The following is a 12,365-nucleotide window of genomic DNA, read 5'->3' as shown; positions in this document are numbered from 1 at the left end:
TGATTACCCTCTTACCTGCTTCAAAACATCTTTAACTTCACCGACAGTCACGATGTCATCATGAAGCACGGACGCAAGCGCTACAGCTGAAGGAGTCGCTTCCACGGCCATTTTCGTAATATGGTCTATTGAACCAGCACCGCTTCCCGCTATAATTGGGATTGAGGTCGCTTCATTCACTTTTTTTATCAATGAAACATCAAACCCTTTTTTAGCACCATCATGGTCCACAGAACTAAGCAGAATCTCTCCTGCTCCCCTTTTCTCAACTTCACAAGCCCAGTCGATAACATTCTTACCTGAAGGGGTTCTCCCGCAATCGGCATAACACTCCCACCATGAGTTACGCCACTTAGCATCAATCTGTACAGTGACAGCTTGACTACCAAATAACGAAGCAGCCTTATCGATTATGGAGGGGGTTTCCATCAGTGCGTAGGTGTTAATGACGATCTTGTCGGCTCCGCTGTCAAAGAGAGCTTTCATATCATCAATAGACCTGATCCCTCCGCCAACAGCAAACGGAATCAGGATGCAGGAAGCTATCTTCATTATCGGATCAAACTTGATTTCTCGGTGGCAAAGGCTTGAATATATATCAATATAACAAAGCTCATCTGCACCGGCGGAACTATATTTCAATGCCAGGTCTTCGGGCATGCCAACTTTACGCAGCCCTTCAAAATAGACAGGTTTTGCTATATAAGGAGGCTTGGCATCCAGTCTTGCTATGACTCTTGTGTTCACTTTTAACTCCTGGGATCCTTATAAAAATTATATTTCGTAAGGATTTTAGTTTATGCCTATATTTAATCTCTTTGTTTGTTAAGAAAAACTGAACGAATTGTCAACAAAATCATTTAGGGATAAACCTATTCACGATTTACTGGTGATCCATCCCATACAAACAGAACTACAACCTGCAGAGGGTGACTAAAATGAAATTTGATATTAAGCAACCTCCACGAAAATTTACACCGATGCAAGGCATAGAGCTGTCTGATTGCGGAAGCATAGAATTGGCAGTAGACGAGCAGGTTACCTTTATTGATGAAAACAACTACAGTTCCGATTACACAAAAAAAGAATGGGGCTATTACCTCGCTAATTCTCTTAATTACAGACTGACTGAGCAGGGTTTTAAAACTGGCGTTTTTATTAGCAAAAAACAAAACCCGCCATCAATCTACGTATGTACCGTTAATACTGATGAGATAGAAAAATTTAATAATTACCTCAAACAGGTGGACGGCCAACTGATTATTTGGCTGGATGAATTTGATAAAAATAACTACCCGTATGCGGAGCAGAACCTAGCAGAATAATCACTCAAAATCAGTCCACTCGAGTTCATCACCATCTGCAAGATCACGGGAAGCAACGCGGCCCACAGCGTAATCCAACTCCTCAGGGCCAATTCCTGTGCCGGGACGGAGGAAATCAAAATCTTCAACCTTGAAGGTTTCACCTTTTTTCACAGCACGGGTGGTCACCAGGCGACGGCGGAATTTCTTACGCTTTTCCATCTCAGCTTCACTTACAGTGCGTACTGTTGAGCCGAGAGCTTTCCAGACATTCATGCCCTGCCTGCAGATAACTTCCAGTTCGGCAGGATCAGCGGAAATCCAGTGATCCCAGCCTTCCATATCCTTGTCTGTGGTGAAATGCTTTTCAACCATGCAAGCCCCAATAGCCACGGAAGCAAGAGGAATGGAAGATCCGATGGTATGGTCGCTGAACCCGACGGGAAGATCAAAAGCCTGTTGCAGGGTTTTAATGTTATTCAAATGGATATCTTCATATTCCGGAGGATAAATTGAAATACAATGAAAAAGCAGGATAGGCCCGGAACCGGCCTCTCTCAATGTCCGCACCGCGGTCTCAATTTCGCCCATACTTGCCATGCCGGTGGAAAGCAGTACCTGACATCCCTTGCTGCCGATATATTTAAGCAGCGGCAAATGTGTCACATCCATGGAAGCAAGCTTGATGTAATCTATGCCCATATCCAAAAGCATATCCACTTCTTCGGGAGAAAAAGCGGAAGACATGAAATCCACGCCTTTTTCTTTGCAGTAGGCAAGAATCTCAAGGTGCTGTTCATGAGTGAACTCATATTTTTCCACCATTTCCTTTAGAGTGCCGAAATGGCGGTGGGTATCGGAATAAGTTGTATTGCGTTCATATTCGGCCTTGGAAATAAGGGTTTTCTTGCTCCAAGACTGGAATTTAACCGCATCTGCACCGCACTCTATTGCAGAATCAATCATTTTTTTACACAGTTCCATGTCACCATTATGATTGGAACCGATTTCTGCGATAAAGTAAGGAGGTTCACCGGGACCTACCAATCTACCGTTTATATTTAATTTTTCCATATTTCCTCCAATTGGGGATGGGCCAGCCATGACCACCAGATATGTTCTTCTTCAAGTTTGTTCAGTGAAATCAAATAAGTATTCAACTTAGCTTCGTCTTTCATGGAATCAATAAAAATGTCCAGTCTTGTGTCAGCTCCCCTGAATAATTCCATTTTATCCGGATAATCAGCGAGCACATGATCAGACAATAATGAATAATGCAATTTCAGCAACCTGAATCCATTTATTATCTGTTTTTCCGTAAAAGGAGCCAGAACACGCGCAGTATTGCTTCCATGCTGTCTATAGCTCATCATGGGAGCAGAATCCCTGTAAATTTCAGCACCGAGAAACCACGCCTTAGTCGCCATGAACCAATCCATCATCACACATTCGCATGGCACGGGCAGTACTCTGCGCAGAAGCTCACAGCGGTAAGCTGTATTGGAAAGCCCAAAAACATTCGCAAACGGTAACAACTCTTCAAGTGTAGCATTCTCTTTAAGAGGAAAAAGCTGCCCTGCAGCACTTCCGTCCTCATTGATGATCTCCAATGCACATGCCGTCAGGTCGCAATGCTGTAACTGCTTCTTAGCCCTTTCAACCCGCTGCGGGAAAAGAACATCATCGCTGTCAGTAAAAACCACCTGATCATATTCGTTGATGATCAATTCAATAGGTTTAGTACGCACTTCCACCGGAGTTGCCCCAGCATCAGCAGACACAAACCGGGCTTCAAATTCCTGCCCCACATGTTCGAAGACCTGCTCCGGGGTAAAAGCATCAAGGCCGATAACAATATCAAAATCATTATCGGTCTGAGCTGCAACGGAATCGAACCACGGCTTCAGGTATAACTCTTCGCCCGGATAAATAGTCGTGTACAGGGCTGTGTTGCTCAAGAAGACTCTCCTGCAAGTCTTCTGGACATTAAAAACTCGGCCATGGCCCAGTCATTCTCGTCATCAATGTCCACGGCATTAACCCAATTAATTTCACAACCTATTTTTTCATCAGTGTGAAAAGTTCCTTCAGCCCGAAGAACTTCACTTTTGGCCCACCAGATAGCTCCCGTAGGACAAAAGAGGTCAGCAAGATCCTGACTGCGCGCAGTGAGCTTTTCCTTGAAAACCGGCCTGAGCGGTTGCCCTTCATCCATTTCCATAGCCCACCATGGATTAAGCCAGCCATACCGGGTAACGCTTATCTGGGCCCCGGCTCCGTGCTGTGTAAAATGCTCATAGCTGGCGGAAATGTCACCTGCATCGCGCATAGGACAGTTGGCCATCAACTGGCAGACATAACCATAGCGGCTACCCTCAGGGTCAACCCTGTTTAATGCATCCAGTGTTGCTGCTGAGACCGGGGTAATGTCATCAGCAATGCCTGCTTCCCGTATGAAAGGAACTTCCGCACCCAACTTTTGAGAGACCTCCGCGATCTCAGGACAATCAGTTGAGACAACCACACGCTCAAACAAACCGCACTCAAGAGCAGCCTGAATAGTATACCCGATCATAGGCACACCCAGCAGCGGCTTAATATTCTTTTTGGGAAGACGTTTGGAGCCACCGCGAGCAGGAATTACCGCTATAGCTTTGTCCATCAACTAAACCCCTACTATCCCCGCTCCACTAGGAATGTTGATCACTCTCTTTTCAAGAGATTCGGCAACACTCATGTCGGTACGCGGACAATTTTCAAACATGGGTAAACGATGCATGGCAGTCCACAGGGGACGGGTCATGTAGGCAGCACCGTTGGTAGCTTCCAGAATGGAATCACGGTCACCCTCGAAACCTTTTTCAAGAACGAGAGTGCAGAACCAATAGTTACTGCTGCATTCTTGCGGTTCAGTCAGGAAACGAACACCTTCGACATCTTTGAATGCCGTAGCGTATTTTTCAGCAAGTTTTCGTTTGCTGGCCAGAATCTCGTCAAGCTTTTCCATCTGAGCACAACCGAGCGCAGCATTGATGTTGGGCATACGGTAGTTATAACCGACCATATCGTGGAAATATTCCCATTTGTGCGGGCTTTTGGCTGTTGTGGTCAGATGCTTGCAAAGATCAGCCATTTCAGCATCATCAGTAAGGATGGCTCCACCGCCCCCGGTGGTTATGGTCTTGTTGCCATTAAAGCTGAGCGAAGCGATCTTACCAAACCTGCCGCAATGCTTGCCCTTGTAAAAGGAGCCGATTGCTTCCGCAGCATCTTCGACCATGGGAATGGAAAATTTTTCGCAGACAGCAAGCAATCCGTCCACATCAAGAGGAATGCCGAAAACATGCATAGGAACCAGAGCGGAAATTCTGCGCCCGGTCTCCTTGTTGAAGCACTCGCCATTACGGACTTCGGCAACTTCACTCAAGTGGGCATCCAGTTTTTGCGCATCAAGACCGAGAGTTTTTTCTTCCGAATCAGCGATATGAGGCACCGCGCCAATGTAAGCTACAGCGTTGGCAGTGGCTACAAAAGTCAGACCGGGAATAATAACTTCATCACCAGCCTTAACTCCGGCCAGCATAAGAGCCATGTGCAGGGCAGCGGTTCCGTTAGTCACTGCAATAGCGCGTTTCGCTCCGGTGTAATCAGCAAGCATTTCCTCGAACCGGTCCACGAATTTCCCTACAGAAGAGACAAAAGTGGTGTCGATACACTCTTTGGTGTAAGCCAGTTCGTTTCCGGGAAATACCGGCTCATGCAGGGGGAGGAATCCTCCGCCCTGCGGGAGCACGGTTTTCATCGCTTCAAGAATATTATCTGCGAGGTTCATTTAATCTCTCTTGTGAGGGATGTTGTAGTACTGCTGGCTTTCGGGATCACTAATGATACCGAGTTCAACAATCTCCTTGATTTCACGCATGCCTTCAGGAACGGTCTTGGTAATTTTGAAACCGAGCTGTTCTTTAATTTTGGTGTGATCTGCACGGTAATCGCGGGGATCTTCGTCTTTTTTAACGTATTTGATGTCCGCATTGGGAAAGAGCTTGGTCAGTTCGTCAGCGAGCATCTTCTTGGTGTAATTCTCAGCAGTGTCGCCAACGTTGAATACATCGTAAGCAACCTTTTCTTTGGGTGCTTCGAGTACGGTCATCATAGCATTGGTAAAGTCTGCAACGTGGCAGTAAGGACGCCAGAACTGTTCTCCGAAAATAACCAGCTCTTTTTCAAGGGCAAGGTCTTTGGTGAATTCGTTTACGGTCAGGTCGAAACGCATGCGATGGGACATACCGTAAACAGTGGAAAAACGCAGGGAAGTGGGACAAAGAGCATCGGTCTTTTCCATTTCCTCGAGGAAGTATTTTTCAAATTTAACTTTCAACTCTGCGTACAGGGAAACCGGAGCCAGAGGGGTTGTTTCCACAACAAAACCTTCGGGATCAGGCATTTTACCGTAGTTGGAGCAGGTGGAAGCAAAGATAAAACGCTCAATACCGAGTTCTTTGCATTTGTCCACCAGATATACGGAAGCTCCCCAGTTGGTGCGCTTTGCTTCATCAGAATACAGTTTACAAGCAGGGTCGCCAACGATCGCAGCAAGGTGGATTACACCGTGCAGGTCGCTTTCTTCCATGATTTTATCCATGGCGGCAGCATCGGCTACATCCACTTTGTGAAAGGTAAAATTGGGGTGCTCATAAATATCAATTATGGATTCACCACCGAATTTCAAAGTATCCACACAAACTACGCCATATCCATCATCCAGCAGGCGACGCAGCAGAATGGATCCGACATATCCGGCTCCGCCGGTAACGAGAATGTTTTTCATTATTGATTCCCCTTGTATCTTTTTTGTTTATTTGATTGACCTAACAATCAGATTGAACGGTTTTATCTTCAACAAGGCAGATGCCTCTATCTTCAATTTTATAAACTTTGTCACACTGCTCAATGGTTGATAGGCGGTGTGCGATAATAATAAGTGTTTTGCCTTCACTTACCTTAAAAATATTATCCATGATCTTCTGCTCTGTACGGCTGTCGAGAGCTGATGTAGCCTCATCCAGAACTAACAGGTCAGGGTCACCATATATTGCTCTCGCAATAGCTATTCGCTGTTTCTGCCCTCCGGAGAGCTGGGAACCGTCTTCACCTACCAGAGTATGAATTCCTTCATTCTGTTCCAGAAAAGATGTCAATTCAGCTTTATGAAGCGCTTCCTTCACCTGTTGCTCATTATATTGTCGTCCGAAGACAACATTTTCTGCAACAGTTGAATCAAAAAGATAGATGGACTGCGGAATGTATCCTATTTTTTCCCGCCATGAGAGCATATTTTTTTCGCTCAAAAGCTCATCATCCACATGAATATGCCCGGAAAAAGAAGTGTACATCCCGATTATTATGTCCGCAAGCGTACTCTTGCCTGCTCCGCTTTCTCCTATCAGCGCTATCTTTTCGCCTTTTTTGATATTCAACGAAATATTCTCAAGTACGGGATCTTCAGTATAGCCAAAACTCATTTTTTCAATATTGATCTGCCTTGTAAATTCAAGAGGCTCATTACCCAGATTATGAGTTGCAATATTCAGATCTTCATGGAGTAACTCAATACTCTTGGTGTAGTAGAGCATGTTATTGTAGCTGCTCAAAATACGGTTTACAGACGGCAGCAAACGATACATGGCTAAGGCGAACAGCGAAACAACAGGAATAATGCTGGCAATACTTTCCCCATGCATTAATGCGAAGATCAAAGCTGATATAAGCAATGAAAATCCGATGCTTTCAAGCGATAAGCGGGGAATAGTATTGTAAGTTTTGTTCATCACCATGGCATTAACATAGCCCTGACCGGATTTATTCAATGCTTTGATGGCGGTTTCTTCCCCGGCAAGCAGTTTGATAAATTTCAGGTTGCTCAAAGTTTCATTAATTGTCCGGTAATAGATTTCCTGAAAATGATTGCGCTTGGGCCCTTCCTTCCTGATCAACCCGGAAACAACCTTAACTAACAGAAAAACCATAGAGCCAAGAAAACCGGTAAGCGCCAATGTAACCTTCCAGTTAACAACCAGCAGTGCGGCATAAATAAAAGATGAGACAAACAGTTCAGAAATCAACAGCAATAGGGAATAAAAGAAAAGAGCCGCATTATCTGTTTCAGTAATCAGCTTTTTTGCAAGGTCAGAGCTATTCCTAGTAGTCATATCCTGATACTTGATATGAACATAATTGGAAAATATTTTAATAGCTAACGAAAGGAATATCCCTTGTGAATACCTCTGGATAAAATACATGTAACAAAGATTTATAAAACCTCTGGAAATATAAAACCCGACCAGCACAAAACCGAAGGTAATGACAAAAGACTGCGTGTCAGTAAAACCCAAAAGGGTGTATACAAAATGATAATACTTATTGTCTGTTGCAAGCGAAAAATCACTGGCGACAGAAATAAACGGCAGTATGGCCGAAATGCCCACTGTCTCAATTCCTGAAATAACGATGGACAAAACGACCAACGCGATCATACTTTTTTTCTGGACCGGGTTCAGCAGCCCTTTGATCTTTTTGATCATAATAACCACGTCGTCCTCTTAATCCTCGATCTCGTAGTCATTCATATACCAATCCACGGTCTTTTTCAGACCTTCTTCAAGCGGCACCTCAGGCTCATAGCCCAGCACTTTCCATGATTTGGAAATGTCGGAAAGGCGGTCTTTTACCGCATCCCAATTGCGTCTTTCCTTGAAGACTATTTCGGATGAAGATCCGGTGTATTCGATAATCATTTTGGCAAGATCGATGATCTGGGTCGGCTTTCCTGTGCCGCCGTTGAAAATATCACCATCCGTAACATCGGAAAGAGCGGCAAGGGTCAGCAGTTGGGCGGTGTTGCCTACGAAAGTGAAATCACGGGTTTCAGTGCCGTCCCCGGTAATGAAGAGGGGTTCGCCCTTGATGGCCCGGACAATGAAATTGGGGATAACGTTACGGTATGCCCCATGCGGCTCATATGGTCCGTAGGTGTTGAAAACCCTGATGGATACAGCCGGAATCTGAAACATGGAGGCATAGTATTTTACGTACAACTCAGCTGTGTACTTGTTGATGGCATAAGGGGTTTCATGTGGATAGATATAGTCTGCCTCATTCATGATAGCGGCATTGCCGTAGACACATGAAGATGAGGTGTAGACAAATTTCTTCAGTCGCTTGTTTTCCTTGCAGATCTCCAGCAGGTTCATGGTGCCTATGATATTGGCCTGCACATCCTTAAAGGGATGGTCCACTGAGTTCTGATTGGCGAAATGGGCCGCCAGATGGAAAACATAATCAGGCTTAAATGCTTCCATTTTCTCGCGATAGGTCTCAATCTGTCCGATGTCAGCCTTTACAAATGAAACCCGCCCGTCCTCCGGCAGGTAATTTTTATACCCGGAAGAAAGGTCATCAAGCACCATCACCGCGCCGACTCCGGCCGCAAGCATTCTTTCAATCAAGTTCAGTCCGATGGCTCCTGCGCCGCCGGTAACAAGCACTTTGGCATTATTCATCAAAAAGGGCCTCACGTATATTTTCGTAGCTGTTATTCATATTGTAAAAGTCTTTACCTTCTTCACGCAGTTCGGCGGGATTAGTTGAATCCAGTCTGCGAACAAGGGCGGCAATGGATGGAACATCAGCACTGTCGGCAATCAGCAATTCTTTCTGGATATCACGCACAATCTGGGTGGTCGTGGAAGACAACGGGCTAAGAGCCACCACAGGCTTGCCCGCCCCGATGTAGTCGGCGAGCTTGGAAGGAAAAAATGGTGAATCTTTCAACGGAGCGTCTATGACCAGCAGAATATCTGCATCAGAAAGAACTTTGATTGAATCCAGATAAGGAACCGGGTCAAAAAACCTGATCAGCTCAGGGCATTTGGATTCAGCAAGCTGCCTTTCTTCCTCTTTCATGCGTCCGTAAAAATGAAATTCAAGATTTTGCGGCTGTACTTTGTGAACCGCTTCAATGAGCGGTGCAGCCGAACGCAGACCGTATATGTTGCCAGTGTGGGCAATAATTTTTTTCTGCGGTTCGTTTTTCCTGCGGGTGTATAGGTCAGGATCAAAGACATGTGGCAGGACTTTTATTTTAGCGCTGTCAGCTGCAAGTCCTTTCACAAACAGGTCCTTGGTTTTTTCCGAGGTCACTGTGATGGTATCTGCCCTTGAAATTACAGCTTTTTCATATAACTTGTTGATCTTGCGTTGAAAACCTGTACGGTACGAAAGGTACGGGTTCAGAGTCCAGGGATCGGAAAAATGCGCTGTCCAATGCAGATTACGGTCAGTTTCCTTTACGGCCAATCCTGCAAGATGGTTCACCAGCGGGGTGGAATGACTGTAAAGGGCATCAATCTGGAATTCCTTAATCAATTTAACTGCCGCATCAGCTGCCGGGAATTTCCACCAGAATTTGCGGTCGGTAATTTCCAGTCCGCCACAAAGATAATGCAGCCATTTTTCACCGGGTAGCCTGTTTACGCGGTGAATAGTCAGATTCTCATGATCACGGCTAAGCTGCCGGTCCAGAAATTCAAAATCAGGATTCTCACAACAGGTCAAAACATGGACCCGGTGTCCGTTACGGGCCAAAGTAAGCGCACGGCGTTGCACCTGAATTGATTCAGGTGAAAGGATCGGCGGGAAATCGTATGTTATGAAGAGGATCGATTTTTTCATATTCCCGTCAGCTCCTTGTGAATATCAGCGTAAACCTGTTCTGCGTAAGACGGTTCCCAATGTTTCTGAGCATATTTAAATGCCCTTGTGCCGTACTCAGCCCGATTTTCCAAGTCCATAAAAAACTCAATCCCTGAACGGTACCCTGCCGGGGAATCCTCCACCATCTTGGCAATGTTATTTTCAAATTCAGGGACAGGACTCCCCGTACGTGAATTGAAAAGAATGGGCAAACCGCACAAAGAAGCCTCCAGTACGGTCTTCGGTATTTCGCTATACTGGGAATGCCCGGCAAACATGTCATATTCATGCATGGTCCGGCAGAGTTCATCGTTAGGCATGGCCGGAATAAAGTGAACCTGCCCGGCAACTTTAAGCTCGCTTGCAAGTTCTGCAAGCTCCTGTTCCTTGGAGCCGCTTCCGACCACTGTTAACTCCGCATCTAAATCCTGCAGGGCACGAATAATGTTCTCAGGGTTTTTGGCCGGTATGACCCGTCCAACGTAGAGAATTTTCAGTGGACCGGAAGAACAATACTCTTCTTTTCGCACAAGATTGCCCGGATTAATCACGTTGTAGGCAACAAAAGGTTCACTTGCCCCGTTGCGTTGCGCATAATCCAGAATAGAACCATATACACAGCTCACTTTGTCCGCTCTTTTCAAGGTGTATTTTTCAATACTCTTGGAAAAGGCGTAAAAAATCTTTGTTTTGAAATCCACTTCCGGAGTAGCACGGGTCTGATCGGGCTGAGTGTGCAGGGACACAAAAAGCGGTATTCCCAGCTCTTCTTTAATTCTTGCTCCTACATAGCCGTTAATAAAATTGCCGTAACAGCGGACCATCTCGGGCTTGATCTCTTCGGCCAGAGCAATTGCCTGATTTGCCCAGCTCCGCAGGAGAAACGGACGCCAGAGTGTTTTGGCCAGCAGCCCCATGCCGGAGGGCAGGTTATGCAGGGTCAATTTCGCGTCACCCACGGTTCGTTGCAAAAACTGATGATCCGGGCTGTCATCATTGGTCATCAGGATATGGACGTCACTGAAGACCCCGCCGGGATTATAATAGCGGTCAATCAGCTCGCCTTTCCCAATAATATGGGAAAGGCGGTCTGTTATGATGACAAGGAGAGTTTTTCCCATTTAGCTATGCATTCCTAATGATGTCAGCTATGAATTCCTGCTGTTCTTTTTCAAGATAGGGATGCATGGGGATGGCAAAAATACGGCTGGCAGCATCTTCACTTACCGGACAATCTCCCATTTTGTATCCGAGATCCTTGAAGGCAGTCTGCAGATGCAGGGGAATGGGGTAATATATGGGTGAAGGTATGCCCTTTTCCTGAAGCGCGGCCTGAATACGAGCTCTGTGGTCGCCGTCTTTTGCCAGTGGGCAGTACTGAGCCCATACGGAGCGGTATCCTTCGGGAACAAAGGGGGCAGTAAGCCCTTCAACGTCAGCAAGAAGTTCGGCATAGGTGGCTGCAACTTTGTCGCGTAGGTCAACTTCTTCAGGGAAGATTTCGAATTTTGCCAGCAGAATTGCGGCCTGCAGGGAATCCATACGTCCGGTTATGCCAAGACGAACATTGTCATATCTGTCCGGTCCCATGCCGTGGATACGGTGGGAGCGCAAGCGTTCAATCAGATTATCATCGTCAGTAAAGCACATGCCGCCGTCACCGTAACAGCCAAGGGGTTTTGCCGGAAAAAATGAGGTGCAGGTGATGTCACCAAGTGAACATGCACGTTTACCTTTGTATTCGCCGCCGAAACTCTGGGCTGCATCTTCGATAAGAAACAGGTCATGCTTATCTGCCACAGCCTTGATCGATTCATAGTCAGCAGGCTGTCCGAAAAGATCAACGGAGATGATGCCTCGAGGGGTCAACCCGTCAACTTTAGGCAGAGGACAGCCGTTATCAGAGCCTTTGAGTGCTTCAATGGTTTTGTCTAGTTTTTCCGGATCAATGTTGAAGGTCACCGGGTCAATATCCACGAAGACAGGGGTTGCCCCGGTAAGGGCGATTGTTTCTGCTGTGGCAAAGAAGGTAAACGGGGTGGTAAAAACAGCATCACCGGGTTTTACATCCAGGGACATGAGCGCCAGAGTCAGGGCATCAGTACCGGAAGCACAGCCGAGGGCATGTTTGGTTCCGCAATATTCAGCCAATTTTTCTTCAATGGCCGGAATTTCCGGGCCCATGATGTAAGCACCATGATCCAGAACGGTATCCATGTTGTCACGAATTTGCTTTTCAACGCGGGAAAACTGTTTTTTTAAGTCAATAAAAGGAATATTCATGGATTAAATCTCCATCTAAAACGT

12 protein-coding genes are annotated in these 12,365 nt (G+C 46.0%); 1 reads left to right on the top strand and 11 read right to left on the bottom strand.

What is annotated here, in order from left to right; genetic code table 11:
• Nucleotides 1–3 precede the first annotated feature (3 nt).
• Nucleotides 4–747 carry an imidazole glycerol phosphate synthase cyclase subunit gene (locus ACKU41_RS12945; RefSeq protein ID WP_319777798.1) on the bottom strand — a complete coding sequence of 248 codons (744 nt, stop codon included), beginning with the start codon at nucleotides 745–747 and terminating at the stop codon, nucleotides 4–6.
• Nucleotides 748–938: 191 nt separating this feature from the next.
• On the opposite strand from ACKU41_RS12945, the gene ACKU41_RS12940 reads away from it, so the two are divergent.
• Complete coding sequence (locus ACKU41_RS12940) at nucleotides 939–1,325, top strand: hypothetical protein (RefSeq protein WP_321401334.1); 387 nt, start codon at nucleotides 939–941, stop codon at nucleotides 1,323–1,325.
• Here ACKU41_RS12940 and ACKU41_RS12935 read toward each other — a convergent pair whose 3' ends face one another.
• The 10 genes from ACKU41_RS12935 to ACKU41_RS12890 are packed head-to-tail and all read right to left on the bottom strand — an operon-like array spanning nucleotide 1,326 to nucleotide 12,341.
• Nucleotides 1,326–2,378, bottom strand: coding sequence for an N-acetylneuraminate synthase family protein (locus ACKU41_RS12935; protein WP_319777796.1), 1,053 nt, complete (start codon nucleotides 2,376–2,378; stop codon nucleotides 1,326–1,328). It abuts the gene before it with no gap.
• Nucleotides 2,366–3,262, bottom strand: coding sequence for a hypothetical protein (locus ACKU41_RS12930; RefSeq protein ID WP_321401331.1), 897 nt, complete (start codon nucleotides 3,260–3,262; stop codon nucleotides 2,366–2,368). Before ACKU41_RS12930 ends, ACKU41_RS12935 begins: the two co-directional genes overlap by 13 nt.
• Nucleotides 3,259–3,966, bottom strand: coding sequence for an acylneuraminate cytidylyltransferase family protein (locus tag ACKU41_RS12925; RefSeq protein WP_319777794.1), 708 nt, complete (start codon nucleotides 3,964–3,966; stop codon nucleotides 3,259–3,261). The genes ACKU41_RS12930 and ACKU41_RS12925 overlap by 4 nt, the downstream gene beginning before the upstream one ends.
• Nucleotides 3,967–3,969: 3 nt before the next feature.
• A complete protein-coding gene (locus tag ACKU41_RS12920; protein ID WP_319777793.1) occupies nucleotides 3,970–5,136 on the bottom strand; it encodes a LegC family aminotransferase in 1,167 nt (388 codons plus the stop codon).
• A complete protein-coding gene (locus ACKU41_RS12915) occupies nucleotides 5,137–6,135 on the bottom strand; it encodes an NAD(P)-dependent oxidoreductase (protein ID WP_319777792.1) in 999 nt (332 codons plus the stop codon). It abuts the gene before it with no gap.
• Nucleotides 6,136–6,175: 40 nt separating this feature from the next.
• Nucleotides 6,176–7,888, bottom strand: a complete 1,713-nt coding sequence (locus tag ACKU41_RS12910) for an ABC transporter ATP-binding protein (protein ID WP_321401328.1) — start codon at nucleotides 7,886–7,888, stop codon at nucleotides 6,176–6,178.
• An 18-nt stretch (nucleotides 7,889–7,906) separates the two neighbouring features.
• Nucleotides 7,907–8,866 carry an NAD-dependent epimerase/dehydratase family protein gene (locus tag ACKU41_RS12905; protein WP_319777791.1) on the bottom strand — a complete coding sequence of 320 codons (960 nt, stop codon included), beginning with the start codon at nucleotides 8,864–8,866 and terminating at the stop codon, nucleotides 7,907–7,909.
• The gene (locus ACKU41_RS12900; RefSeq protein WP_321401325.1) at nucleotides 8,859–10,037 is read right to left on the bottom strand and encodes a glycosyltransferase family 4 protein; all 1,179 of its coding nucleotides are present in this window, start codon (nucleotides 10,035–10,037) and stop codon (nucleotides 8,859–8,861) included. Before ACKU41_RS12900 ends, ACKU41_RS12905 begins: the two co-directional genes overlap by 8 nt.
• Nucleotides 10,034–11,179 (bottom strand): glycosyltransferase, encoded by a 1,146-nt coding sequence (locus tag ACKU41_RS12895; protein ID WP_321401323.1) that lies wholly within the window; start codon nucleotides 11,177–11,179, stop codon nucleotides 10,034–10,036. Before ACKU41_RS12895 ends, ACKU41_RS12900 begins: the two co-directional genes overlap by 4 nt.
• Before the next feature lie 4 nt (nucleotides 11,180–11,183).
• Nucleotides 11,184–12,341: a DegT/DnrJ/EryC1/StrS family aminotransferase gene (locus ACKU41_RS12890; RefSeq protein ID WP_321401321.1), complete on the bottom strand. Its 1,158-nt coding sequence runs from the start codon at nucleotides 12,339–12,341 to the stop codon at nucleotides 11,184–11,186.
• Nucleotides 12,342–12,365: the final 24 nt, after the last annotated feature.

Origin of the sequence: Maridesulfovibrio sp. (genome assembly GCF_963678865.1) — a bacterium.
GTDB lineage: Bacteria > Desulfobacterota > Desulfovibrionia > Desulfovibrionales > Desulfovibrionaceae > Maridesulfovibrio.
This window is presented reverse-complemented; position numbering and strand designations above follow the sequence as displayed.

What these genes read in the sequence shown, in the direction of transcription:
- ACKU41_RS12940 (WP_321401334.1), top strand. Translation starts at nt 939, where the DNA reads ATGAAATTTGATATTAAGCAACCTCCACGAAAATTTACACCGATGCAA.
- ACKU41_RS12935 (WP_319777796.1), bottom strand. Translation starts at nt 2,378, where the DNA reads ATGGAAAAATTAAATATAAACGGTAGATTGGTAGGTCCCGGTGAACCT.
- ACKU41_RS12925 (WP_319777794.1), bottom strand. Translation starts at nt 3,966, where the DNA reads ATGGACAAAGCTATAGCGGTAATTCCTGCTCGCGGTGGCTCCAAACGT.
- ACKU41_RS12920 (WP_319777793.1), bottom strand. Translation starts at nt 5,136, where the DNA reads ATGAACCTCGCAGATAATATTCTTGAAGCGATGAAAACCGTGCTCCCG.
- ACKU41_RS12915 (WP_319777792.1), bottom strand. Translation starts at nt 6,135, where the DNA reads ATGAAAAACATTCTCGTTACCGGCGGAGCCGGATATGTCGGATCCATT.
- ACKU41_RS12910 (WP_321401328.1), bottom strand. Translation starts at nt 7,888, where the DNA reads ATGATCAAAAAGATCAAAGGGCTGCTGAACCCGGTCCAGAAAAAAAGT.
- ACKU41_RS12905 (WP_319777791.1), bottom strand. Translation starts at nt 8,866, where the DNA reads ATGAATAATGCCAAAGTGCTTGTTACCGGCGGCGCAGGAGCCATCGGA.
- ACKU41_RS12900 (WP_321401325.1), bottom strand. Translation starts at nt 10,037, where the DNA reads ATGAAAAAATCGATCCTCTTCATAACATACGATTTCCCGCCGATCCTT.
- ACKU41_RS12895 (WP_321401323.1), bottom strand. Translation starts at nt 11,179, where the DNA reads ATGGGAAAAACTCTCCTTGTCATCATAACAGACCGCCTTTCCCATATT.
- ACKU41_RS12890 (WP_321401321.1), bottom strand. Translation starts at nt 12,341, where the DNA reads ATGAATATTCCTTTTATTGACTTAAAAAAACAGTTTTCCCGCGTTGAA.